This is a genomic window from Embleya scabrispora (assembly GCF_002024165.1).
Taxonomy (GTDB): domain Bacteria; phylum Actinomycetota; class Actinomycetes; order Streptomycetales; family Streptomycetaceae; genus Embleya; species Embleya scabrispora_A.
In genome coordinates this window covers 155,003-179,395 of the sequence record NZ_MWQN01000004.1, presented here as the reverse complement: position 1 = coordinate 179,395, position 24,393 = coordinate 155,003, and the positions used below count along the sequence as shown (strand labels likewise).

At 70.5% G+C, this 24,393-nt stretch carries 21 protein-coding genes and 2 pseudogenes; 12 read left to right on the top strand and 11 right to left on the bottom strand.

Annotated features, from left to right (window positions below):
- Positions 1 to 33: 33 nt before the first annotated feature.
- Entirely contained in the window at positions 34 to 1,386 is a 1,353-nt protein-coding gene (locus tag B4N89_RS41340; protein ID WP_078981777.1) for a tetratricopeptide repeat protein, read from the bottom strand.
- Positions 1,387 to 1,823: 437 nt separating this feature from the next.
- Between B4N89_RS41340 and B4N89_RS52240 the strand changes: the two genes are divergently transcribed.
- The gene (locus tag B4N89_RS52240; protein WP_414646471.1) at positions 1,824 to 1,934 is read left to right on the top strand and encodes an SAM-dependent methyltransferase; all 111 of its coding nucleotides are present in this window, start codon (positions 1,824 to 1,826) and stop codon (positions 1,932 to 1,934) included.
- A 918-nt stretch (positions 1,935 to 2,852) separates the two neighbouring features.
- Here the strand turns inward: B4N89_RS52240 and B4N89_RS41330 are convergent.
- Positions 2,853 to 3,803 (bottom strand): NADP-dependent oxidoreductase, encoded by a 951-nt coding sequence (locus B4N89_RS41330; protein ID WP_078982357.1) that lies wholly within the window; start codon positions 3,801 to 3,803, stop codon positions 2,853 to 2,855.
- A gap of 82 nt (positions 3,804 to 3,885) precedes the next feature.
- On the opposite strand from B4N89_RS41330, the gene B4N89_RS41325 reads away from it, so the two are divergent.
- Positions 3,886 to 4,458: a TetR/AcrR family transcriptional regulator gene (locus tag B4N89_RS41325; RefSeq protein ID WP_078981776.1), complete on the top strand. Its 573-nt coding sequence runs from the start codon at positions 3,886 to 3,888 to the stop codon at positions 4,456 to 4,458.
- Between the two features lie 1,390 nt (positions 4,459 to 5,848).
- Here B4N89_RS41325 and B4N89_RS52865 read toward each other — a convergent pair.
- Both B4N89_RS52865 and B4N89_RS52860 read right to left on the bottom strand, forming a co-directional pair.
- Positions 5,849 to 6,220: an ATP-binding cassette domain-containing protein gene (locus B4N89_RS52865; protein WP_268812598.1), complete on the bottom strand. Its 372-nt coding sequence runs from the start codon at positions 6,218 to 6,220 to the stop codon at positions 5,849 to 5,851.
- Positions 6,221 to 6,365: 145 nt separating this feature from the next.
- Positions 6,366 to 6,557, bottom strand: a pseudogene (locus B4N89_RS52860) (ATP-binding cassette domain-containing protein); the annotation flags it as partial.
- A gap of 629 nt (positions 6,558 to 7,186) precedes the next feature.
- Between B4N89_RS52860 and B4N89_RS52230 the strand changes: the two are divergent.
- Both B4N89_RS52230 and B4N89_RS41315 read left to right on the top strand, forming a co-directional pair.
- Positions 7,187 to 7,519, top strand: coding sequence for a hypothetical protein (locus B4N89_RS52230; RefSeq protein WP_235619284.1), 333 nt, complete (start codon positions 7,187 to 7,189; stop codon positions 7,517 to 7,519).
- Positions 7,520 to 8,387: 868 nt separating this feature from the next.
- On the top strand, positions 8,388 to 8,765 hold the full coding sequence (locus B4N89_RS41315) for a peptidase inhibitor family I36 protein (protein ID WP_143658273.1): 378 nt from the start codon (positions 8,388 to 8,390) through the stop codon (positions 8,763 to 8,765).
- A gap of 1,213 nt (positions 8,766 to 9,978) precedes the next feature.
- On the opposite strand, the gene B4N89_RS52225 is transcribed toward B4N89_RS41315, so the two are convergent.
- The 4 genes from B4N89_RS52225 to B4N89_RS41295 form a co-directional block, all read right to left on the bottom strand.
- Complete coding sequence (locus B4N89_RS52225) at positions 9,979 to 10,215, bottom strand: hypothetical protein (protein ID WP_235619283.1); 237 nt, start codon at positions 10,213 to 10,215, stop codon at positions 9,979 to 9,981.
- Between the two features lie 375 nt (positions 10,216 to 10,590).
- Positions 10,591 to 11,418: a hypothetical protein gene (locus B4N89_RS41305; protein ID WP_235619282.1), complete on the bottom strand. Its 828-nt coding sequence runs from the start codon at positions 11,416 to 11,418 to the stop codon at positions 10,591 to 10,593.
- A 198-nt stretch (positions 11,419 to 11,616) separates the two neighbouring features.
- Positions 11,617 to 14,019, bottom strand: a complete 2,403-nt coding sequence (locus B4N89_RS41300) for an NACHT domain-containing protein (RefSeq protein WP_078981774.1) — start codon at positions 14,017 to 14,019, stop codon at positions 11,617 to 11,619.
- Complete coding sequence (locus tag B4N89_RS41295) at positions 14,019 to 14,375, bottom strand: trypco2 family protein (protein WP_078982355.1); 357 nt, start codon at positions 14,373 to 14,375, stop codon at positions 14,019 to 14,021. Before B4N89_RS41295 ends, B4N89_RS41300 begins: the two co-directional genes overlap by 1 nt.
- Before the next feature lie 541 nt (positions 14,376 to 14,916).
- On the opposite strand from B4N89_RS41295, the gene B4N89_RS41290 reads away from it, so the two are divergent.
- Positions 14,917 to 15,243 carry a hypothetical protein gene (locus tag B4N89_RS41290; protein ID WP_078981773.1) on the top strand — a complete coding sequence of 109 codons (327 nt, stop codon included), beginning with the start codon at positions 14,917 to 14,919 and terminating at the stop codon, positions 15,241 to 15,243.
- Between the two features lie 183 nt (positions 15,244 to 15,426).
- On the opposite strand, the gene B4N89_RS48405 is transcribed toward B4N89_RS41290, so the two are convergent.
- On the bottom strand, positions 15,427 to 15,729 hold the full coding sequence (locus B4N89_RS48405) for a hypothetical protein (protein WP_143658272.1): 303 nt from the start codon (positions 15,727 to 15,729) through the stop codon (positions 15,427 to 15,429).
- 5 nt (positions 15,730 to 15,734) lie between these two features.
- Between B4N89_RS48405 and B4N89_RS53200 the strand changes: the two are divergent.
- Positions 15,735 to 16,505 (top strand): annotated as a pseudogene (locus tag B4N89_RS53200) (flavin reductase family protein); the annotation flags it as partial.
- A gap of 185 nt (positions 16,506 to 16,690) precedes the next feature.
- On the opposite strand, the gene B4N89_RS41275 reads toward B4N89_RS53200, so the two are convergent.
- A complete protein-coding gene (locus B4N89_RS41275) occupies positions 16,691 to 17,350 on the bottom strand; it encodes a TetR/AcrR family transcriptional regulator (protein WP_161500996.1) in 660 nt (219 codons plus the stop codon).
- A gap of 89 nt (positions 17,351 to 17,439) precedes the next feature.
- Here B4N89_RS41275 and B4N89_RS41270 point away from each other — a divergent pair, with 89 nt between their 5' ends.
- Together B4N89_RS41270 and B4N89_RS41265 are read left to right on the top strand one after the other, a co-directional pair.
- Entirely contained in the window at positions 17,440 to 18,378 is a 939-nt protein-coding gene (locus tag B4N89_RS41270) for a cytosine permease (protein ID WP_078981770.1), read from the top strand.
- Between the two features lie 207 nt (positions 18,379 to 18,585).
- A complete protein-coding gene (locus B4N89_RS41265; protein WP_078981769.1) occupies positions 18,586 to 19,383 on the top strand; it encodes an MBL fold metallo-hydrolase in 798 nt (265 codons plus the stop codon).
- Here B4N89_RS41265 and B4N89_RS41260 read toward each other — a convergent pair.
- Entirely contained in the window at positions 19,362 to 19,760 is a 399-nt protein-coding gene (locus tag B4N89_RS41260) for a hypothetical protein (RefSeq protein WP_078981767.1), read from the bottom strand. The two genes, B4N89_RS41265 and B4N89_RS41260, sit on opposite strands and share 22 nt — an antisense overlap.
- Positions 19,761 to 19,946: 186 nt before the next feature.
- Here B4N89_RS41260 and B4N89_RS41255 point away from each other — a divergent pair, with 186 nt between their 5' ends.
- The 4 genes from B4N89_RS41255 to B4N89_RS41240 all read left to right on the top strand — a co-directional run bounded on the left by B4N89_RS41255 (position 19,947) and on the right by B4N89_RS41240 (position 24,297).
- Entirely contained in the window at positions 19,947 to 20,546 is a 600-nt protein-coding gene (locus B4N89_RS41255) for a pyridoxal-dependent decarboxylase (protein ID WP_235619281.1), read from the top strand.
- 78 nt (positions 20,547 to 20,624) lie between these two features.
- Positions 20,625 to 21,944 carry a WS/DGAT domain-containing protein gene (locus B4N89_RS41250; protein WP_078981766.1) on the top strand — a complete coding sequence of 440 codons (1,320 nt, stop codon included), beginning with the start codon at positions 20,625 to 20,627 and terminating at the stop codon, positions 21,942 to 21,944.
- Between the two features lie 37 nt (positions 21,945 to 21,981).
- Positions 21,982 to 22,293 carry a hypothetical protein gene (locus tag B4N89_RS41245; protein ID WP_078981765.1) on the top strand — a complete coding sequence of 104 codons (312 nt, stop codon included), beginning with the start codon at positions 21,982 to 21,984 and terminating at the stop codon, positions 22,291 to 22,293.
- 9 nt (positions 22,294 to 22,302) lie between these two features.
- The gene (locus tag B4N89_RS41240) at positions 22,303 to 24,297 is read left to right on the top strand and encodes a hypothetical protein (RefSeq protein ID WP_143658271.1); all 1,995 of its coding nucleotides are present in this window, start codon (positions 22,303 to 22,305) and stop codon (positions 24,295 to 24,297) included.
- The last annotated feature ends 96 nt before the right edge of the window (positions 24,298 to 24,393 follow it).

Sequence of the window (24,393 nt, the reverse complement as noted above, 5' to 3'; positions counted from 1 at the left end):
GATCGCGCGCCGGAGGTCGCAGTCCACCGACGTTCAGAACGGGGGGCAGTCCGTGTACGTGGTTGCGGCGGGCCAGGTCGGCCTGGGGTGGGGTCGTCGGAGGCGCGCCACGGCTTCCTCGATGCGGCCGAGGTCGATCAGATACCGGTCCAGGAAGGTCGGGTTGGCGGTGGGGTGTCGTTCGAGCTCGGTCACGGCCTCTTCGAGCCGGCCGGCGTCGGCGAGCGTCTCGGCGATGGTCCACGCCGCGTACCAGCTGTCACCCTCGGGGTGTGCGCGCGCTTGGGTGATCGCCTCCTCGTGCAGCCCGCATGCGGCAAGCAGGTCGATCCGGCTGCCGAAGAACTCCCAGTCCTGCTGCCCCGGGAGGATGTCGTCGAGGTGGGCCAGGCCTTCCCGGGCGCGGCCGTGGTCGGCGTACATGGTGCACAGGATGGACACCGTCCAGTCCTCCGGGTCGGCGTCGACGAGTGCGCGCATCACCGCGATCGCCTCGTCGACGCGGCCGTGCCGCTCCAGCAACTGCGCGAGACACACCTCGGGATGGGAGAACCCGGCCCGCGCGTCGACGCGATCCCGGAGCACCGTGATCGCGCCTTCCACGTCGCCGCGTTCCTCGAGCCACTCCACCAGACGCGCCGCCGCGTGGCCGTGGTGTTCGACCGTCGCGTAGGCGCGCAGTTCCTCGAACCGGCCGTGCCGCGCGAGCAGGTCGGCGAGCCGGTCGCGGTTGCCGACCGACGTGATGTCGCGGGTGCGCAGGAGGGCGACGGCGTCGTCGATCCGGCCCTGGCGTTCGCGGATCTCCGCGAGCAGTTCGACCGCGTTCGACGGGGCGACACCGCCGCGGCCGCACGCCGGCAGGCCGCAGCGATCACAGTCGCGCGCGGCCCGGATGCGGGCGGTCAACAGCTCGGCGGCCTCCTCGTCGCGACCGGCGACCGCGGCGACGTCGACCAGCGCCGCTGCGGCGATCCGGTCCGCGATGTGGGGGGCGAGCAGCGAGAACGCCTCGTCGGCGCGATCGTGCCGGGCGAGCAGACGCGCGCAGAACGCCAGTTCCGGCGAGCTCCCGCCCTCGGCGCGCGGGCGCACCAGCGCGATCGCCTCGTCGGCCTTCCCCCACCCCTCCAGCACTTCGGCCGCCGCCTCGGCCGCCGTCCACCACCCCGTAGCCAGGTAGGGGTCGAGCACCCGCACCGCCTCGACGTGGCGGCCCTGCGTGCTCAGCAACCGTGCGTGCTCGCGCGCACAAAACCACTCCCCGCGCGCCGCCCAGGCCGCCACCACCTCGTGGTGCCCGAGGTCGAGAAGGCGGGCGACCAGATGCGGAGGAATACACCCGGACTGGGTCCGGGTCCGATAGTCGAGATCTTCAGCGTCCACGGCGGCGCAGCATAGGCCCCGCCTGCGACACCATCCGGCCACCGAGACCCGCCCGGAACCGGTCATCCCGCGTCCGAGCCGCACCGATCCGGGGCGCACGGCAGGAGGCCGATCGCGGAGGACGACGAGTGCTCGTGATGACCCTCGGGAGAACTCGACGCCGCGCACCCCGCCACGCGCCCACACGCGCCCGATCCGCGCCGGCGCCGCACGAACAGGTCCCGGCAACCCTCGTTCACCCACAGGAGTTGCCCGCCCCCGGATGCTCGGTTCCCCAGCATGGGGGCGTGTCACCCTGGCGGGGGAGTGGCGCGGACGTCGAGGGGACACCCTGGACCAGGATGCCGATTCCGGGCCGCCCCCGATCGACACGAGACCCCCCAGCGTCGCCCGCATGTACGACTACCTCCTCGGCGACACCGACGACCACCCGGGCGGTGCGCGTGCTGGCACGCGAGCACGGGATCCGGCAATCCCTCGACCACGGCTCCTGCCTGTCGACACGCGACAACGTCCACCAGGTCGCCCGGGCCGTCCACCCCGACTGACGTCGGCGTAGCGATGCCACCAGGGTTTTTCGTCGGTTCTGCACAGCAGGTCCTCGACAGTGGCCAGTGTCGCGCCCTCACGCACCCCGTAGGCGCGCAACAGGTCCATCACGTCGTGGTGCTTGGGCGGGCTCTCGCCGCGTTCCAGGCGGAAGATCTTCGACCGCGACCCGCGCACCGCCACCGCACCACCCGTCATCACCCTCAACTCCACGCATTGCCCTGTCGCCGAACTCGTCGCGCTCCGGTCTCATTTCGTCACGCCAGGGCTCACCGCCGGCGCGCCGTTCCCGTCTTTCCGCATGTTTCCTTGACGAGCCGAGCCGCGGTGATGCACGGTCCGGCACCGCGACCGCAGGGCCCCACGCGTGGGACCGGCGTTACCGGAGCCTGTCGACGCCCGCCCCCGCCGAGGCCTCGCGCCGCGCTGCACTCGGGTCGGCTCCTTCGCGCGCCGTCGACCTGTCGGTGCCCTTGCGTGTTCGGCCGAATATGTCGTTCCTGGGAGTTGGGGGTCCTCGATATCGGCAACGTTCGGCGTCACTGGAGGCAACGGTTCCGCGAGGTACTGGGCTTGCGCCGGGCTCGTTCGCCGACCGGCCGTTCTCGCGGTTCGGCCGTCGCAGCAGGGGAGTTCGTGGGTCCCACCCCGCGAGGCGGGCGAGAGACAGAGGATCCTCCATGGAGAAACCAACTACGAGCCCCTGCGCGACCCGTTGCGCCTGCTCGGGTACTCGCTCCGCCGGGCCCGACGCTCGCGCAACATCGATGGCGATCCGCGACGGTGGCGCCTGCCTCACCGCGAGTTCGAGGGCGACGGTCCGCGTGGGCGCCCGTTGGCAAGCGGCTCGTTGCAACTCGCCGCTCCGCACCAAGACCTCGTCGGGGTGGTCTGGCTTTGTCGGCCCGGCAGGGCGATCACAGGACGAGTATGAGCTTGCCGCCGGGTCGGCGGGACCGACTGAGCTCGGCCGCTTCCTGGATCCGGTCGAGCGTGTAGGTGCGGGCGACCGGTACGACCAGGATGCCTTCGCCGGCGAGCCGGGCGAACTCGTCCATCCGGTCGTAGCGGATCTCGGTGGTGATCCGGACGCCCAGCTCGGCCGCGGCGGCGAAGTCCGAGACGGTCAGGACGCGGTCGGGTTCCCCGGTCAGCCCGATCAGGGTCGGCAGCGAGCCGCCGGCCGGGCTGGGCCGGTCGGCGCGGTCGATCCGGCCCCCGGTCGGCGACGTGTCCAGGGCGCGGTCGATCGGGCCCCCGGCCAGTGCGCAGACGCGTTCGGCCATGCCCTCGCCGTAGGCGGCCACCCGGGCGCCGATCCCTTCCAGGGCGGCGGTCCGATTCGGCCCGGCGGTGGCAATCACCCGAATTCCCCGGTGCAGCGCGAAGCGCACCGCCGCCTCACCCACGGTGGTACCCGCGCCGTGGACGAGCAGCAGCTCACCCGGTCGGACGCCGAGGTCGTCGAGCGCGCGCCACGCCGTCTCGGCCGCCATCGGCAGCGCGGCGGCCTGCTCGGCGGTGACGCCTTCGGGGATGCGTGCCCACGCCGGCATCAGCGCGTACTCGGCGGCGCCGGCCGTCGGGCCGTCGAAGGTGGCCGGGCCGAACACGCGCTCGCCGACCCGGACGCCGGTGACGCCCTCACCGAGCGCGTCGACGGTGCCCGCGACCTCCAAGCCGAGCCCGCGCGGCAGCGGCGGCAGACGGTCGGCGAGGAGACCGTCGACGACGTGCCAGTCGGCCGGTGTCAGGCCACACGCCCGCACGGCGATCCGGATCTGACCGGGGCCCGGCTCCGGCTGAGGGACGTCGCGGAGCACGATCACGTCCGGGGAACCGAACCGGTCGAATTGAAGAGCCTTCATGACCATCTCCCAGTGATGACAGCATCTGTTGTCATCGACCCTATCAGTCGATGACAGCTTCTGTTGTCGTATCCTGACGGGCATGCCGAGATGGGAATCCGACGCACAGGGCCGGCTCGAACGCGCGGCACTCGAGCTGTTCGAGACGCAGGGGTTCGAGCGCACCTCGGTCGCGCAGATCGCGGTCGCCGCCGGCCTGAAGGAGCGCTCCTTCTACCGCTACTTCCCCGACAAGCGGGAAGTCCTCTTCGCCGGCAACCAGCTCGAGACCCACCTCGTCGCCCAGTTCGAGGCGACCGACCCGGACCTCACGCCGCTCGAAGCGCTGCTCACCGCGCTGAGAACCACCGAGGAGATCTTTCGCCCGCGCGAGTACCTGCTGCGCCGCGCCAGAGTGATCGCCGCCAACCCGGCACTGGCCGAGCGCGATCTGATCAAGCTCGCCGACATCGCCGACGCGCTGACGCGGGCGCTCGAGCGCCGCGGCGTCGAGCCCGGCAAGGCACGCTTCGTCATCGACGTGGTGCTGGCGATCCACCGGCGCGCCGCGTCCCGCTGGCTGACCGACCCGGACGCCTCCCTCTCACAGCTCATCACCCAGGCCGCCGACGAGCTGCGCGAGACCGTCACGCTGCCGGCTCCGACGGCCCACTGAGCGGGCCCGGGACTCCCGAAGCCGGCCGCGATGGACACGAAGGTGTCCCGTCCCCGGTGGCCGACCGGGCTGTGGCGCGCATTCCGAGACGATTGCTTCCGAACAACCGGTGCCCCGAGTGAGGTCGGGCGTTCAACGTCTTCTGCACGGAGGACGCCGGAGGGTTCAGAGGGTTGGTGTGGCTGGAGGTCCGGGACCCGATGGTGGACGGGGTCCGGGTCGACGCGCACTGTGGGCTCCCGACGGCGCGTTGCCCCGGGTGTGGATGTGAGGGCGGCAAGGTGCACGACGCCCACCCACGACGGCTCGCGGATCGGCCGCTCGGCGACGGTGTGTGTCCGTCCCCGTGCGTGTGCGCCGCTTCGTGTGTGACGAAATCACTTGCGGGAAAGGGGCGTTCGTCGAACGGATCGCGTCCTTGACGAAGTGTCACGGCCGGTCCACGGAGGCCGCGAACACGCTCGCCAGTCCGACTGGGATGCCGTCGTCAACGGCCGCACACTGCAATGGAGTTCGGGAACGGTCGAGGTGTGGCCGCCCGTTTCCAACGGCAGGACCGGCCGGCTGCCCTCGGCCGGTTGATCCCGCCATACGGGGGCGGCGTTCCGGGCAGTTGTAGGTGGCCACGCGGGCGTCGAAGCCGTCGCGGGGCACGAGGTGCGCGGGCGTGCCCAGGGCCGCGTCGGTTGGTCAACTCGGCGTTATAGCCGCCGGATCCCGCCTCGAAACGGTGCCGCGCCTCGCGTAGCCGGGCCACCTCGACGGAGCACCCTCCGCGCCGCTGGACTTGCCGCACCTCGACCGGCCAAGCAAAACCCGGCCGGCGTCGTCGGTGACGACCGTGTCGAGCCGCTGCGCCCTTTCCCAGCCCGCGCAGACCGGGCCGATCTCGTCCTTGTCCCAGGCGATGCGCCGCCGACGAGCGCGCCAGCGTCGCGAAGCCGTCCGCCCGGCCCGTGCATTACGCGAGCGCGGTCCTTCAGGACGGGGTATGTCGGCCGCAGCATGATCAGGTCGTACCCCTCTCCCCGTGCAGCGGCGCCGGGTCGTCCCGCTCGATGTCCAGGCGCAATCAACGCACGCCCTCGAGGTCGGCGTGCTCCTCGCGGGCCGGGCGAGGGAAGTGGGCCGTGCACCCGGCCGATCTCGGCTACGGCGTGAACGCGTGCGATGCGGCATCCCACGTCCAGAACCCGGCCGCCGCCGTCGGGAGCGGGGGGTGCGCTCGGCGAGAGATTCCCGCTCGCGCGCACCCAGCGCCCGGAATCCTTGCCTTCCGCGAAGTCAAGGGTTCGCGCACATCGGGCCGTCGGTGGCGTGGCAGTGTGTGGTGAAGTTCTCCGGCCGGGCGCCGACGGGCGCGGCGGGGCGGGGTTGCGGTGGTTGGGCGTCATGCCGTTTCCTCGGCTTCGGCGCGGTAGCCGGCGGCCTGGAGGGTGAACATGGCGGCGTAGTCGCCGCCGAGGGCCAGCAGTTCCGGGTGGGTGCCGCTCTCGGTGATGCGGCCACCGTCGAAGACGTAGATGCGGTCGCAGGCGACCACGCTCGCCAGGCGGTGGGAGATGAGCACCGTGATCCGATCGGGGCGCGGATTGTCCCGCAATACCGCTTCGTACACGGCGTGTTCGGCGCGGGGGTCCATGCCGGCGGTGGGTTCGTCCAGCAGCAGGACGGGGGCGTTCTTGTACAGGCCGCGGGCGACGGCGATCTTCGCCCACTGGCCGGTGGACAGTTCCTGTCCGCCGCGGAATCGTTTGGACAAGCAGTGCCTCCCATCGGCCGGGCAGTGCGGCGATGACCTGGTCGGCGCCGGAGGCTCGCGCGGCGTCCAGGGCCCGCTGCGGGTCGGACTCGGTGAGGGTGCCGCGCGAGAGTGTCAGGTTGGCCAGCGCGCTGAACGGGAACCGGAGCGGGTCCTGGAGCACGCAGCCGACCCGGGCCTGCAGCGACTCGGCGCCCATGTCCAGCACGTTCACGCCGTCCCAGCACACGGTGCCCGCGTGGGGTTCGTACAGTCCGGCGAGCAGCCGCGCGCAGGTGGACTTGCCGGAGCCGTTGACGCCGACGAACGCCACCGTGCGACCTGCCCGCAGGGTCATGGAGACGCCGTCGAGGGCCGGGGTGTCCTTGCCCGGGTAGGTGAAGGACACCTCGTCCACCCGCGCCGGCGGCCGGCGGCAGCCATCCCGCGATGAGCATCGTGCCGAGCGCCGTGTAGGTGATGCCGATGCCGATCCCGCCGACGGCTCGACCCGCCAGGGCCGGCCGGGCCGCACTTACACCCAGGCGGGTGTCCTCCTCGGCGATCCGTGTCGTCAGCCGTCGGTGCTCCTCCAGGAGCGCTCGCTGGGTGGTGTCCGAGCGAAGTTCGGCGGCGGCGTCCCTCTCCAACAGCAGCCAGGAGAAGACCCGCACCCTGCGCTGCAGGGTGTTCCACCGTTTGAAGGAGTGAAAGCGCGCGCGGGCGCTGTGCACGGCCGCCGCGCCGACCGGCAGGACGGACAGCAAAAGCAGTGGCAACAAGGCGGGATGGAGGACGCCCAGCACGCCGGCGGTGCCTACGAGCGCGAGCAGTGCCGCGGCCAGGGAGACGACCTGGCCGACGATCTGCCGGGCGTAGAACAAGCCGCGGTCGTTGGCGCGGTAGGCCTCGTCGTGCCAGTCGGCGTCGTCGACGACCTCGAGCCGTACGTGCACGGTCAGGGCGAGGAACTCGCACTCCAGAGCGGTGCGGATCTCCGGGGTCACCCTGGCCTGCCCGACGGCGACACCCGCCTCCAGGAGCGCCCGGGCACTCAAGAAGCCGACGACGACCAGGAGTTGGGGGACGGCCGCGCGGACCCTGTCCGGGGTGGGCCCGTGGGCGAACAGCTCCCGCAGTACCGCCACCGAGGCCAGGAGCCCGAAGGCCGTCATCGCGGCGGAGGCGAGCTGCAAGCCCACGACCGCCATGGTCGCGTTCCGATCCGCGTTCCAGGCCAGCCGGCCGATCCGGCGCATGATCCGCGGCACCCGCGCGAGGACTTGTCCCACGGTGGCCGTGGACGCGGCGCCGTCGTAGACGGACCAGTACGCCTCCGTCAGGTCGTCGGCGATGTCACCGTCGCGCGGCCCGCCCGGCACCGCGGCGGGCGGCAGCGGAAGCTCCGCGGCGTGCGGGCCGGGCACCGCGTCCGGGCGGATGCCGTCCACGTCACCGCCGGTGCTCATGCCCCCGACCTCGTCCCCGGTCGTGCCGAGCGACGCGCGTTGCACTGCTGCGTTCCGGAGGGCGGGGAGGCGAGCGGGAACCGCCGTCGCTGTTCGAATCCGGGGCAATGGGCGGGATCGGGCTCGGTGTTCATGGTGTCCTCCGTCTGGGCGGCCGGTAGGTGCTCCGAGAACGCGCCGGATCCGGGGCGGCAACCGCACCGGACGGGCGCATGTGTCGAACCTGGATACGATCCTGGCGTTCGGGGCCGGGTCCGTCCGCCTGGTCGCCTTCGAACTCACACGTTCGAGTGGCGGGCGGCGTGCGGCACCCGATCAGGGGCTTGCCCCGTGTGTCCGACCCGGGGCGGGAATGAGACGGCGTGCGGCACGATCTCCACTCGGACACGGCGTTCGCGTCGACCAAGGGTCGACCCCTACCGGCGCCCGATGAACCGCCGACTCACCGTGCAGGAATTGCGCCACCTTCCGGCCCGCGCGATGTGCCATGGCCGGCGGGGCCGAATCCGGCATGCGTACCGCGAGGGCCGAGAATGGCGGTCGTCTCGGATATGGAAACACCGCATGTTCAAGAACCGGAAAGATCGCATTCCGGATTTCACGGAAATCGCGACAGAACCAGAAAAGGCCGTCAGGCGCATAGCGCATTCACCTGGTTGACCATATGCTGAACCCCTCCTTGCACTCGGGCAAGGTTGACTCCACCCCGGAGGGTAGTAGTGAACATTCGGAAGTCCGCAGCGGCCTCTGCCGCCTTAATGATCGCCAGTCTTGCATTTGCCGGACTGTCGGCAAGCCCTGCCGCCGCGTCTCCCGAACAGTGCAGCAGCAACCGCTTCTGCCTCTTCGAAGACGAAAATTTCCAGGCGGTTTTCGCCGGTTTCACCAGGAGCCAGAGCCAACTGTTCGACCGGGACCTCGACGACAAGACCACCGCGATCATCAACAACACGGATGACGCATGGTGCGTATATTCCGACGGCACGTACACGGGCTCGCGGCGTGAAATCGGGCCTCGCCAGGTCGTTTCGTCCTTGCTGGCCTACGAGTGGCAGTTCAACGACGTCATCAGCTCCATCTCGCGTGGCGGTTGCTGACCTGCGCTGCCGAGAACCCGAACTGGTGGTGCCCTGTCCGCTCGCACGAGCGGACAGGGCACCATCGTGCCGTGGCCGCCCAGGAGTGCCATCCACACGATCTGCCGCATTCCCCGACGAATCTTGGATAATCAGCCCCTGCCGAGTGGAGTGCTCCGCGGTGGAAGATATCGGCACAACGGCAAGAAAAGTGTCATCGCCAATTCCTTTCCCTGAGTACGTACGCATAAGGGAACGAAAGAAGCGATGACACTTTTTCTTTTTATGAGATCCCAACGACCATTGGTGTACCGACTTGTTTCCGAATACCACCCGCCCGACAGGCCGGGAACTCCGCCGGGTTGCCGTTGGAAACTTCACCGCCTGCACGGCGCCGCATCAAGTCCGTCCAGCTGATTCAAACTCGTTCGGAGTGCCGCAGGCGGTCCGGCGCAAATGGCTGTTCCGACGCGAGTCGGTCCCGGCCCAGGCGTCGTCGCGGACCGAGGAAACGAAGGGGAAATCGTGCTGCGCGCACGTTCGCTCTCACGCCCGAGCAATACCTTTCTCCGACCCGAGTTCCTCTCCGGACACCGGGGGTTCCAGGTACCTGGCCCACGCGCTCGCCGCCGACGGCTGCATGCTCGCCTTCACGTCGGTCCGAAGTACTCGGACGCCGGTGCGTCGTGCCTGTACATCGACAACACGCGTGTAGTGCCGAAGGGCGACGCCGGCGCCTCGGGTGCCACGGCCCGGGATCGGTTGATCACATCGATGCCTCCCGTAGTGGGTTCGTTCGCTGATGTCGACCTCGTGCGGCGCCAGGGTCGGGGGTGGTGCGGTGGTGCGGTGGTGCGTTCGGCGAAGTCAGGCCCAAAACGAGGGCCATCGCGACGCGCGGCCGATCGGTCCACGAGTGCCCGTGCGGGTCTCTCATACGCGGTGCGTACGAACGATTACACGATTGCAACGACCGGGCTCACACGGGAACCCGCCAAGGTTGCACGACGCGGCTACGAAAGTAGCTGGTTGTACCGCCGCGCCCGTGCTATGAGCCCACCCCGATCACGAGCCACTTCGCAACGCGCGAGGCGCCGTGGGACGAGCCGGAGGCGCGCGACCGGGAGGAGGAACCGCTCCAACTCGGCAGGCGTGGGTCGAGCTCGGTATGTCTCACGAGACATCCGGCCGACGCACGCCGGGGCCTGGATCCGCAGGTTACCGAGCTTACGTTTCAACCTCCGCCTCCGTCATGCGGCGGCATGGGAAGCCGGTAGTCGGCGTCAAGCCGATTGATGATGATCCTCCGGAGTTCGCGGGCGCCTCGGGGCGACATCGCATGCATCACCGCGTCGAGGAGGGCGCGGGCCTCCCAAGGATTGCCGCAGCAGTACCAGTGGACGTTGGCCCACTCGTAGTCGTGCCACAACTGGCGCTCGGAGCGGTGGACGTGGTCTCTCCACAGGCGCACAGCAGCGGTGACATCCCCTGGTTGCAGGTAGTTCCGGGTGCGTTCGAGGTGAGCGATCTCGGAGAGAGACCGCGCGGAGACCCCGTCGATTATGGGCCTTGAGGCCAGGTGGAGAGGGAAGCAGGCTCGGATGCGAGCCGGCTGTCTACGCGGCATGGGCCCTTCGGTTCGTCGTCACGCGGCCCATGGTGCCACGATCTCGAACGCCTATCGAACGAGTTCACTCGTCCGGGAGTTCGCCGGACGTGGAAACGGCCTTCGCTCGATCACGTGCTCCGACCAAGGACGCATCCGATCGACACGAAGGTCGTGGGTGAATGAGTCTGCTGCACTCTCGACAGTGGGCGGATCGATGCCGGACGACCCGAGTCTGTTTCACCCCCCGTGGTCGGTCGCGGTGGGGATGTAGGGCGCTGCCGCGACCTGGGCCATCGTCCGAAGTTTCGAGAAGTAGGAGGCACAGTACTCCTCGTTGATCAGAGGAACGATCTTGTCGAGGTCGGCGATGCAGCCCCAGATGTAGGCGATGCCACTGTCGTCGAGTCCGCCGTTCAGTTCCGTGTGCACGAGGCCGGCGACGTCGGCGTCCAGGAGGACCAGGTCCACGCCGTCGAAGTCCACGCCGCGGAAGCCGTCGGGGAACAGTGCACGCAGGTGGTCCTCCCACAGCCGGGCGAGTCCCCGTTCGGGCTGTGCTCCGCCCGCGTCGGCGGCTGTCGCCTTTGCCGAGGACGGTGGGCGAAGGAGCAGGGAGACGGCGTCGAAGACGGCACGCACCAGTGCGACGGCCCCCAGCGGGCGGACTGCGGCACTTGACTCGGCGCCCTGCGTGAGCTTGTCGCGCAGCAGCCGGGCGCGGTCGAGTTCGGCGGCGAGTCCGGCCGTGATGAGCCCTGCGTCGGCGGCCCGCTGGATGAGGACGTGGAGCGGTCCGTTCGTGGCCAGGCGCTCGGCGAGGACGTGCTCCAGGGCGAACAGGGAATGCGTGACCGCGACGGTGGCGAACTCGTACCGGTAGTAGGAGTGCCGGATGAGCTCGCGGGAGGTTTCCATCGCGCTCATGACGTACATCGGCGCGTCGCCGGGCAGAACCAGCTCGGCAACCAGGGCGTGCATGCCCGCATAGTCGAGAACGACGTCGCGGGCGCGCGGATCCCGTACCGGCAGGAGGAGCGGGTCGGACGGCGGTGACAGGGGATTCACCGGTGCAGTCTTGTCGCCGGAGGCTGTCGGTGCCACCGGATTTGCTCGGGGCGGTTGGTAGCCCGCTGCCTCATGTCGTCAGTAGCCGACCTTGCAACGGTTCCGACCGTGCGTCGCCACGCAACTCACCGGCCATCGGTCAGGCCACCACGGACATCCACATCACATCAAACGACGATCCCATCCATCAGGCCCCGATCAGTCCGCGAACGCTGATGCCGGCGGCGAGCCGACGCGTTCGCGCCCCCAGCGCACGCGTTCCCGGACCACGGAGTCGTCGAACGCCGCGAAGCGTTCCAGCACGGCAACCGCTCCCGGGCCGCCGATCTTGCACGCCGTCAGGACGACGGCGCGCGCCTGATCGGCGGAGAGACCGTCCGGAGTCGGCAGCAGGGGCAGCGCCATCGGTCCGACCTCCGCCAGTACATCGGCGGCCGCGTCGTCGTCCGGAGGCATCAGCACCTCGACGCGCCGGGAAACGGCCGCGCGCACCGCCGGGTCGACCTGGACCGTGTAGTCGAGGCATGAGGCCGCCAGTACGTGGAGGCGCATCCGGTGAACGGGCTCGCGGTCGCCACGGGCGACCAGCGCCGCCAACAGGGAGTCGGCGTCGCGGCCCTGGCAGTGCCCGGCCGTCATGCGGACGACGTCTTCGTAGGCCGGATCGTGCGCGTTCTTCACCAGAAAACCGACATGGCCGTCTGCCGCGAACGCCCGGCCCGCGAAGTAGTCGCGGAAGGTGCTGTGTTCGAAGGCGAAGCTGTCGTCCCCGACGTCGCGCAGGATTCCGCTGCGCACCACCAGGTGCTGTAGGACTGCCTCGGTGTACTTGGTGCGAAGGCTGCGCGGACCGGCGCGTCTGATGATCTTCCGGGCCCGCGGGTATCCCATGTCCGTTTGGTCGTTGACCACCATCCACGAGGCCAGCGCCTCGAAAAGCAGCCCCTGCTCGGAATGATGCAAGTGGACGCCTTCGGTGGCGGCGAATCCCCGCTGCGCGTCACGTCGGTGCAGCAGGAGGTCCAGAGCGGCTTCGTGGAGCGACAGCGGACTCTCCGGCGGTCTGTGGCCGCTGAGCAGCGCCGTTTTGCAGATCAGCGTGCACAGCCGGGGATTGGCGGCCAGCTGGGCAAGGTTGGGCCGGGTAGCCAGTTGCTCCCGTACTCGGGCGCCGGTTCCCTCGACCTGGTCTCTGGCCCAGTGCCACTCCGGCTTGTCGGCCATGGCGCCGAACCAACGATCGATGAAGCGGTCCACGTCCGCCGGGCTCATGGGCAGCACGCTCAGCGTCGTGAACGCGTACCCCGGTAGCCAGTCGTACGGAATCGCCGAGGTCCGGGACGTCGCCACCACCGCGGTCTCCGGATACAGCGACAGGAAGCCCTCCAGCCACGAGCGCACCCTGGGGCGGTGTTCGCGGAGGATCTCGTCGATGCCGTCCACCAGGAGCAGGCCGCGCCCTTGCCTGAAGAGCCGCGCCGACCAGTTCGGCGGCTGGGCGGCCGCGGCCGGGTACCCCAGGGCGCTCGGCAACTGCTCGGCCTCGGGGCCGCGTCGCATGTCGCCGAGGGCACGCAGGGGGATCACGAAAGGAACTCGGTTCTCCAGCCGACTCAGCTCCGGTGGCAGGTCCCCTTGAGCCGTGCGCACCGCGAGCCACTGCATGAGCGTCGTCTTGCCGGAACCGGCCGCGCCCTGTAGCAGGATGCGCGTGCGGCCGGACATCGCTTCATGCATGCGCTTTCCGACGTCGGTCTCCGCGCCGGGGTCGACCCCGTCCAGGCGAATGCGCGGAGACGTCCGGGCCAACTCGAGAGCCAGAAAAGCGGAGTCGAGCGGCAGCACGATCCGGTCGCTCTCGGTGTCCCCGAGCGTCTCGACATTCGCGTGGCGGCGGGCGATGTATGCCCGATATTCCGTTTCGAACGCGCGGTCACGGCGCTCGTCGTCGGGGACCGGGTCCAGTGTTTCCACGACGACGTCCAGCTCTCCGTACATGCGCACGGCCGCCTGGAAACCGCGGTCGTCGGCGATCACGCGGACCGGGACCGCTTCCACTCGCCCGTGGCCCCACCCGATCGGCGCCTGATCCACCACCGCCACCAACGCCGTGCCGGCGAAGAGAGCGGCACCGGACAGGCCCGACCACGCCGATGCGGAATCCGGTGCCGTGCCGGTCGCCTCCAGTACGTACCGACCGCGAAGCAGCGACGACCCCGGTTTGATCCGCCCCGTCACATGCTCGGTGTCGAGTTGGTTCCGGTCACCGCGCTGCACCTGGGGGAATCCGATGGTCTGGCCGTCGTCCCACGGGCGTAAGGTCGTGAATTCGCCCCAGCGGAGCGGGGCGGCGAAGACGTCCGGCGCGTTGTCCGGCAGGAGATCGGCGCGGGCCATCAGCAACGCCGCGTCGCACTGCGCGTCCTTGCGTCGCCACACGACATCGCAGGACACCTCCCCGGCCCCGCCGATCGCGATCGCGTCGGCAGTCGTGCCGCCCACGACGTGAGCGGACGTGAGGATCAGGCGCGGGCTCAGCAGATATCCGCTGCCCTGGCCGGTACCGAACACGGCGGCAACGCGCGAGCGGTGCGGGTGCATCAGCTGCCGCCGTCGTCGCCCGGATTCTCGTGCGTGAAGCCCGAGGTGCTGCCGCGGTCGGGGTTGCCGATCTCCAGCGCGCGGCCGGTCGTGGTGTCCCTGGCGCTCAGCGCCAGTTTCACGCGGTGCGTGTTCGTCCTGCCCAGCGACGCCTCCGCCCCCGCGGAGATCACCCAGGCCTTGACGCCGGCCTTGCCTGTGGTGTCCTCCCGCAACTCCACGGTGAACTCCAACTCGATGGTCTCCACCGTGAACCGTACGTTCCGGCCGGCGCCCCGGGCCGCAGCCTCGATCAACTCGTCGCGCAACGACTGTACAGCGCTGGCGAGTTCGATACCCGCCTGATCGGCGCCCATGGTTCCCCCGTCCGTCTCGCGGACGCCGAAGGCGGTCCGCGCTCCCCGGAAACCGAGGGTAGCCGCCGCCATTTGGCGTCGTCAGGCGATCAGAGAACTCCGGCCCGGCCGGCGGCGCACGCCGCGGACACGCGCGTGAGGGATCCACCGCGCGATCGTCCGGCGGATCGTCCCGGCTGCTGTACCGCCGGCCACGTCGATGCGCCGCGCCGATAGTCCGGAGACATGGTGGCGACCGTCGCGAATGGCGTGTCGTGCGCGCAACAACGTCAGCAACGGATCCTGACACGAGAGACGGCCGTCCATCGCCGCGCCATCAGCGAGCCGATCGGGTTTGCCGAGTTGTCGGCAGGCGCGGGCGAGGTCGGTGTGCAGGCGTTCGCGGGGCTCGGCGGTGGGGAACCGCCCTGGCGCCAAAGGGCGTCCGGCGTCGAGGGCCGCGCCGAGGCCGGCCGTTCGCTCGTCGGAGTGCGGGTCGCAGGACCGTCGCGGGCGTGGGTCCGGTGGATGGAGCGGATCGGGCGTCGTGCATGGTGTGTTCATGAATCGGTTCGTGGGTCGGGCGCGGCTCGAGTGGTGGGCCAATGGTTCGATGTGCCTGGGGATGTACGACATCGACATCACCGTCACGGTCGACGCGGTCGGCGGGTGGCGGGGAACCGGTCGCCATGTCGAGGGCCTCGGCACGACCGAACGTGAGGGCTGGGATTTCCTCATGGAGATGGATCCCCTCTTCTCCCTTGCGTTTCCCGGCGAGGATCGCGGCGGGATCGTGGTGCGAATCGTCGAGGCGGAGGACGGAGTCCTCACCTTCACGGAGGGGTCGGACGGGGACGGCTCCGTGAACCTCACCTTCGACCTCACCTGAGTCCGGCCCTGCGGCCGGGCTGCGGCGGCACGCCCACGGTCGGGGCGCGTTCGGTATTCCGCGCGCTCGGGGAGCGGGGGCGGAGCGCGTGGCCGACAGCGTCGGTCGGGAGGTCCGACACGGTGTCCCCGACGGCCGGATCGTGCGCGAGCACGGTCACGGCGACGATCGAGGCCCGCGCGTTCAGGCGTTCGCGAGGATGTCGAGGGTTCTCGTGTCGAGTTCGATTACCAGGTCGTCCGTGCGGGCTCTCTGCTCGGTGGCCAGGGCGAGTTCCCCGTCCCGGGCGAGGGCCTCCGGCGTCGCGGGGGCGAATCCTCGCGCGACGGCGCCGAGGGCGTGGCACATCGCCTGCGCTTCGGGGTCGGGATCGCCACCGAGTAACGCCTCGGTGCAGGCGGGGGCCGCGGCCAGGAAACCTTTGACCACGGGTCGGCGCGGGGCGGACCACCCGGGGTCTTCGGCGCCCTGGGCAGCGAAGGGCACCCGCCGTGTCGTCGGCGACCTATCGCAGCCTGCTGCGCACCCCCGGTGCCGCGGCCTTCTTCCTCACCGCCACCCTCGGCCGCATCGGCATCGCGACGACCGGACTGGGCATCGTCTGGCTGGTACACGGCCGAACCGGCTCCTATGCCACGGCCGGCCTGGTCACCGCCGGCTTCGCCGTCGCCGAGGCACTGCGGACCACAACTCGCCCGGTTGATCGACCACTTCGGCCAGACCCGGATACTGCCGCTGCTCCTGCTGGGCCACAGAGTCGCGGTGGGCGCGCTGCCGGTCCTGACCGACAGCGCTCGGCAACGGCCTGTGCTACCTGGCCGGACCGGCCCTGGTCGGCGCGGCCGACGCGGGCGGCCGGGCGGCACACGGCACGGCCTTGGCCGCGACGTTCGTGGTGGCCGGGGGACTGGCCTTCGCCGGGCAGCGCCGCACCGCGCCCGCGCCGGCCGGTGCCGCCGAACGTCGGCGCGCGGGCCGTTCGTCGGCGCGGCCGGGATACCAAATCCGGGCGCTTCGCCGTCGACATCCTGTCCGCTCGCCAGGAACACCTCGCGCTGCGCTTCGCGCCTCGGGGCGAGGACCACTTCGCCGGCCTGGACGTGATCCACGGAAGACACCGGGTACCGGTCGTCCCCGACGCGTTCGCGCATCCGGAGTGCGACGTCGAACGGCACTTTACGGCCGGCGACCACATCGTGGTGATCGGACGCGTGCTGGAGGTGTGCGAACGCGCCGGTGAACCCCTCGGGTTCCTCGGCGGCCGCTTCGGCGACATCGTCGACCGCGGTCACGAACGCGTCGACTGGCGCTTCCGAGCAAGCACCCCCCGGAAACCGCTCCGGCCCGGCCGGCAGCCTCGGTGGCGCACTCTCGCCGGCCACCGAGGCTGTCGGCGTGCCCCGACTCCGGCCCGAAGCCCCGCAGGAGGGGCATTCGCTTCGGCGGTCTACGACGGCGTGTCCGCCCCACCGCGCGACCGGGCGGCGTCGAATGTGCCGGCGGGGAGACCGAGTTCCCGCTCGGTGACGATGTATACGAGTTCGCGGGCCGCGGTGTGGTCCCACGGAGCGCGCATGACCGCCTGGATGCTCAGCCCGTCACACACCGCGAGGATACGGATCGCGCCGGACACCGGATCGGGCGCGCGAAAGGACCCCTCGGCGTTGCCGGCCTCGATCAGCGCGGCCAGTCTGCCGATTTCGGCGTTCATGAGTTCGGTCACCGCGGCGTGCAGTGCCGGGCGGGTGCGGCCGTTGTACCAGGCCCCCAACCACAGCGTGGCCATCCGTTCCCGGTCGCCGGTGACGTAGTCGTCCACGATTTCCAGCACCCGTCGCACCGGATCCGGGTCCGCCTCGGCGGCTGCGTAGACCCGGTCGATCTCCTGGCGCGCGGCGGCGTCGAACGCCTCGGCGAGCAACTCGTCCACCGACGGAAAGTAGTGGCTGACCAGGCTGTTGGCCACGCCCAGCCGTTCGGCGACCCGACGCAGCGTCAGTTGTTCGAGTCCGATCTCCAGCGCCATTCGGGTCGCCGTGGCGACGATCTCCGCGCGACGGTCCTGCGGCGATTTGCGCCGTGCTTTCGACTCGGGTCTTGACGTCATGCCGCACAGCATATTGAATCACCGCTCAACACTATTGAGCACATGCTCTACAGTGCGGCAGGCGCAAGCCTCGTCCGTCCGGAGGCTCCATGTCCACCACTCCCGCCAGACCCGACCCCGTCGACGAGTTCGGTCGGGTCGAAAGCCTCGGCATCGACCACGTCCCGCCGGCGGACCGGCGCGGTCGGCCGCGCGAGCTGCTCGCCGTGTGGGCTTCGTCGAACGTCAACTACCTGTGCCTGCTGCTCGGTGGGCTGCTCGTGCTGCTGGGCCTCGACGCGTGGCAGGGCATCGCGGTCGTCGTCGTGGGCACCTTGTTCTGGGGCCTGATCGGGCTGCTCGCGATCAGCGGGGTGTCCTCCGGTACCCCCAGCAGCGTGGTGACACGAAGCATGTTCGGCACCCGCGGGAACCGGGTGAACGTCGCGGTGTTCAACCTGCCCACCTTCATCGCCTACCAGGCCGTCAACCTGTCCGTCGGCGCGCTGGCCGGCTTCGCCCTCGCCGAGCGGATCGGCCTGTCGGCCGACCGGCCGCTGCGGATCGTCGTCGTCCTGGTCGTCGCCGCGGCCACCCTGTCCCTGAGCACCTACGGGCACGCCACCATCGTGCGCCTGAGCCCGTACTTCACGGCACTGCCGACCACCGTCATGACAGTCCTGGGCGCCTACGTACTCGCTCACGCCCACTGGGACTACTCACCCGAACCGTCGTTCGCGCCGACCGGATGGTCCCTGTGGGCCGTGGCCGTCTCGGGCGTCAGCCTCATCGCCGCCGCACCGTTGTCGTGGAGCATGAGCGCCGACTACGCGCGCTACCTCCCCGAGGACTCCTCCCGTCGCGCCGTTGCCCTGTATACCGCGTTGGGCGGGTTCATTCCCTCGGTCGCGCTCGGCGTGCTCGGCGTCCTCGCCGGAACCGCCGTCGACATGACCGACCCCAGACCTCCCTCCAGACGATCCTGCCCGGCTGGTTCCACCCACTGTTCCTTCTGGTCATCGTGCTCGGCTCGATCACCAACAACGTGATGACCATGTACAGTTCCGGCCTCTGCCTGCAAGCCGCCGGGTTCGCATGGCGCCGCTCCACCGCCGTGGTCGTCGACGGCCTGCTGGGCACCGCCCTCGCCTGCTACGCACTGTTCTACGCGGTATTGACGACCGTGCTCTACCCCCGACCACCCGCCCCACGCGAACGCCCGTCACCCCGCCGGCCCCGGAGAAAGCAGCGAAACCATGAACGAAATCCGTCGAGTGACAACCACGGCGGCGCCCCTGCCCGTGGCCACCCCGTGGTTCACGGCCACCCGTATCGACGAGGCGATCACACTCGTCACCGAGCCGCACGTGCACCCCCTGCTGCGGGCGAACACCTGGCACATCCGGGGCCGCGACCACGACCTGCTGATCGACACCGGGCTGGGAGTGGCGTCCCTGCGGAGCGCGCTCCCCGAGTTGGTCGGCACACACCGCGAGCCCGTCGTCGTACTCACCCACGCCCACCTGGACCACATGGGCTCCGCACACGAGTTCACCCAATGCTGGGCACACGACGCCGAACCGGTCGCCGAGGCGGGCCGCGGGTCGCTGGTCACCGACGAACTGGCGGGCATGGTCGGAATGTCCGCCCTCTACACGGACGACCTGCCGCCGTTGCTCGTCGGCGCGGTACCCGACGCCGACTACGACACCTCCACCTACCGGTTGCTCCCCACCGCCGTGACCAGGGCCCTGGCCGAGGGCGACGAGATCGACCTCGGCGACCGCGTGCTCCACGTACTGCACCTGCCCGGGCACAGCCCCGGAAGCATAGGACTCCACGACCGGGAAAACCGCATCCTCTTCTCCGGCGACGTCGTCTACGACGAGTTCCTCCTCGACGACCTCCTCGGAAGCGACGTCGCCGCCTACCGCTCCAGCATGCACCGACTCCTCGGGATGGACGTCGACGTCGTACACGCCGGACACGAGGGCAGCTTCGACGGCGCCCGCCTCCACGAACTGGTCGACGCCTACCTCTCGCCCCCGAGGTAGCGGGCGCGGCCGTCACGGGACGAATTCCGCGCAGCGGTGATGATCCCGTCCCGGGCGTCGGGCAGTCGGGCCGGCGTGCCGGCGGGCGCGACGTCCAGACCGGCGCGGCGGCGCCGACACAGGCGTTCGAGCGCCTGCACTCCCGGTTCCGCGCCGCGGAGCAGGGAGGGTCCGGAGCCGACGAAGCGCGAGCAGACGCCCACATGGGCATGGTGCACTTCGGTCAGGACCTGGACCAGGCGTCGGTGGGCGGGCCGCAGGGTGGCGGACTTCGTCGGTGCGGCCAGACCCCACTCGCGCAGGCACCGCACCAGGACCCGGTGATCGGCCGACCACAGGCCGGAGAACCCCGTTCGGCGGACATGCGGTGGGGCCATCGAGGGCCGGACGGTCTCGTGGTAGTCGTCGACGCCGAAGGACGCGGTGATCCGCAGGGCGGACGCACAGGCGCGCAGAAAGTGCGCGGCGCTGTCCAGGCCGTGGGCCGTCTCGGCGGGCGAAGGGGCGTTCAGGGCGTGTCGCAGAGCGATGACGGTGGCCTGGGTGAGGGTGAAGAACAGTCGGTGCCCCTGGATCCAGCGAAGTGGTTGCTGACCGGGCCGCCCTGCGACGCCATGTGGGTGGCCGACCGACGCAGCCTGACCGCGGCCATGGACATCCGCCCGGACTTCCTGCGCAACCAGGCCAGCGACTCGGGCCACGTCACCGACTTCCGGGACTGGCAGGTGCCGCTCATGCACCCCTTCCGGGCCTTGAAACTGTGGTTCGTCCTGCGCACCCACGGCATCGAGGGCCTGCGCACGCACATCCGCGAACAGCTCTCGCTCGCCGCTTTGTTCGCCGACCTGGTCCGGGACAGCCCCGGCTTCGAACTCGTCTCGCACACACTCGGACTGGTGTGCTTCCGCCTCGAAGGCGAAAACACGCGCACCGAACGTCTGCGCACGGACCTGGACGCCACCCGGCGAATCCTGCTCACTCCCACCACCGTCGACGGCCGCTACGTCCTGCGCGCCGCCCTGGGCTCACGTCTGGCCTCGCAGACCTCGGTACGCGACGCCTGGGCCTTGGTGCGCGAGGTCGCCGCCGCGATCCCCGACGACCGCCCCGACTCGCCCGAAGCGTCGGCTGCGATGACGACGATCTCGTCGGGCACCCGGTGACCACGAACGCGTCCACACGCCGCCACCGCCTACGCACCCACACCATCACCACACGGACGACACCCACCGGAGAACATCGTGCTCGGGCATGACAAGGGGGCGGCGGCGGGCGAACGCTGGTTCGACTACGCGGCGGCGCACCCGCATTCCAGCATGGAGATCGGCGGGGTGGCCTTGGTCGCCGGCCCCACACCTTCGACCCTCGAACTGCACGCGCTGATCGACCTGGCCCGCGCCGCCCACCCGCCACTGTGCGACCGGGCCCGCCCGCCCGGCGCGAACGCGCGCGGCCCGGCCGAGCCCACCGACCACTTCGACGAAGTGGTGCTGCCCACCCACGGCGGCGACGTTGCGCTGCACGCGGGGATCGAGCGCGTGTGCGCCCGGCCACTCACGGACGTCACCTGGGGTGTGACCCTGCTGCACGGCCACCGGGACAACGAGTTCGCCCTGCTCCTGCGCGCTCACCACGGCCTCCTCGACGGCATGTCGCTGATCGGGGTCATGCTCGCCGCGCTGGGGGAAGCCGGCCTTCCGCGCCGCCGCACACCCCCCGGGTCGTCGCCCTCCTGGACACCCGGCCGGATGCGTGCCCTGCTGGGCGCGGCAGCCGACATCGCGCTGCCGGCGCGCTCGATCACCCTCGGCCCCGCACGCGTCCAGGCACCGACCGGCCCACCACGTCGGCGCTGGGTCCACACCCCGCTGCCTCGGCTGAAGGCCATCGCGCGCGCGAGCCGCACCAGCCTCAACGACGTCTACCTGGCCGCCCTCGCCGGCGCCCTGCGACCGTGGCTGCCCGACGACACCCGCGGCACCGTACGGGCGATGGTCCCCCTCGACGCCCGGCGACGCGACACGAGCAACGCGGTGGGCAATTTCCACCGTGGCGTCCCCGTCGTCCTGCCCTGCCGGCTGCCCACCGCCGGCGAGCGATTGGCCGCCACTCACCTGGCCACCGCGAACATCCGAATCGACCGCCTGGACCCGGACGCGGACGCCCTGTTCGAGACCCTGCCGACCCGTTGGCACGGTCGGGTCCTGGCACGGGCCCTGCACCCGCGACGCATCACCCTGGTCGCCACCCATGTCCCCGGCCCCGCACGCCCCCTCGAACTCCACGGTCATCACATTCACACCCTGTTGCCGCTCATGTTCCTGCCCCCGGGCCACCACTTGTCCGTCTGCCTGGCCGAATACGCCGGAACCGCGCACCTGGCCGTGATCGCCGACCCGAGCCTGCCCGACGTCGACGAACTCCCCGTCCACTGGCTCGCCGAACTCGACGCACTCGAAGCCGCCGTCGACCCCGACCACCCCGACACCACTCCCGCATATAAGCCCGGACGGACCGGCGACCCGTTGCCTGCCCGCCCGACGCCGACCACGACACCGTGACGCCGCCTCGGTCCGGACCCGCGGGGTCGCAGTCCGTATGACGAGCTGGTACAGCTGGACCAACGGTACGGGCGCCTCCCGATGGCGCGTCGCCTACAAGGGCTCCGGCACGGGCAAGCTTGCCATGCCGGCCCTCGCGAACAGATACCGGGAACTCGACGACGGCTCCGACAAGTGGTTCTACTCCCGGCAGGAGCCCGCCGTCGGCCACCTCGCCATCGGCACGGAACCCACGTACAACGACCACTGCGAGGAGTACAGGCACCGGTTCTACCAGGGCCTGCGCTCGGAACACCGGTTCTCCGGACAGGTCGGCTCGAAACTCGGTGGCGTCGGCGCGATCCGATAGGGATGTCGCATGACGCATTCCGCGAACAGGGTGGACGACTACCGCACCGACAGCACGCTGCGACGCTTGATTCGCTGCGGCGAGGACGGGCTCATGCCCGTCCTCGCCGGCATCGAGTCCACCGCCGGCTACCTCACCCGCACGTGGGATCCGCCGGTGGGCACGGGCACGGGTGGTCCTCCGGTGGTCCTGGAGGGGCTGTGGGTCCGCTGCATCGGGCGGATCGGCGTGCTCGCGCTCCGTGCGGCCACACCCGCCGTCCGGCCCGAACGCCGCGAACGGCTCCTCACGCTGCTGGAGTCGTGGGCGGATACGGTCTTCGCCGACCCCGGAGCGCGCCTGCGCATCGGTCGGGTCCGCGAGGGTGTCGGCGCGCGCGACGAGCGTGGGGCGACGGTGGTGGTCGGACCGCCCTACGGCCGCCGTCTCGCGCTCGAACTGCGGACCGGTGACGCCCAGCCGCCCGGCCTGGGCGTTCTGGAGGACGCGGCCGAGCCTTCACGCGGCTGGGGCACCGCACAGCAGTTGCACCGGTTGGTGCATCTCGTGCGCACCCGGGGTCCGATGCCGTGGGACCCCGCCGCGGTGGACGAACTGAGCCGGGCCACCGGGCTCTCCCGCCCCGGCGCCGCAATGCTCTTGGCCGGTAGTCCGGGCGACTTCGACCAAGTGGCCGCGCGGTCCGCGAACCACGAACGCCGGGTCATGTCGCTCAAGGTCGCCGAATGCGAGATCGGATTCGGGGAGTTGGGGTCGCTGCCCGCGCAGGCACAGCTGGAGGTGTTCGCCGACGTCCTGCCGGACGACCCCGAGTCACTGTGGGAGCCCACCGGCCCCCGCGACCTCGCGGGCCGCATCGCCGCCGCGTGGCAGGCCGCATACGGCAAGCACGTCGCCATTCCGCACGAGACCCTGGTACACGTGGGGGGTCTGGGTGGCAGGACGGCGGCGGCCACCCTGTGCGCGGCGTTCGCGAGCCCCGGCGACGAACCGATGCTGACCACCGACCTGGATCTTCCCCTGCGCGACAGCCACAACGGCGTACGCCCCGCGGACCAGTCGAAATCCTTGGACATGCACTGCCTGATCGAGGACATCGCGAACCTCGTCCCGGTGTTGTACGCCGAGCTGCCGGCCGGCGACCCGGTCCGATCCGGCATCCCCGCGGTGATCGCGGCTCTTCGGGAGCGGCTCGAACACCCCGGCGTGCTTTTGTACGAGAGCGCGGACTTCGACGAATCCGTGGTCATGATGGACGGGTTGGAGCAGTTGTTCGGGACGACGCCTTACGAGGGCCCCGAGCCCTTCCAGCGTCCGTCCGTCGACGACGGGCTCACCGTGGCTTTCCTCAACCCGGCGGAGAAGTACACCAATTGGACTCCGAGGCCGACGGCCTACTTCCGACCGGCCCACCTCGGCGACGATGCCCGTTCGCAGGTTTTGCGCCGGCTCGGTTCGAACAGGGTCACCGGCGTCGTGGCGGTCGACCGCATACGCGGCACCTACTTCGACGCCATCGCGGAGCGGGTCGCCTCCGACGCCCTGCCCCCTGGCCGGTACGAGGCGAATCCCGGCGCGTCCGCGCCGGACCTGGTTGCACAGGTCGCCGAGGAACTGGGCCTGGACGCCGACGCGGCCACGCTGTACCTGCAACTCCTCGTGCTGGAGGCGCCCACCGACGCCCATACCCGGCGCTGGAACCAGTGGGGCCCGGCTCGCCATCGCAAGGCACGGGCCGCGCTGGCCGACACCGACCTCGTCGTCCAGGACAAGCGCACCCGTGCCGGACGCACCCTCTTCCTGCCCGGCGCATGGGTGGGGGCCGCGACGGGGGCGATTCCGCTGATGGAGGAATGGAAGGCACACCTTCTCGGGGTCAACCTCACTCCGGGGGGCCACGTGATCACCTCCCGGCCCACGGTAGAACGCACCCTGCCCGATCTGTTCGCCCATGCCTGGTCCCTGACCCGCTCCGGGGAAGGCCCGAAGCCGTCGATCCGCTGATCGGCGAGCCGGGTGCGGAGCTCACCGGGGCTGAGCGGGCGAGGAAGTGCGGCTTTCCGATGCCGTAGTCCCGTGAGAACTCGTGGACGAGAGGTC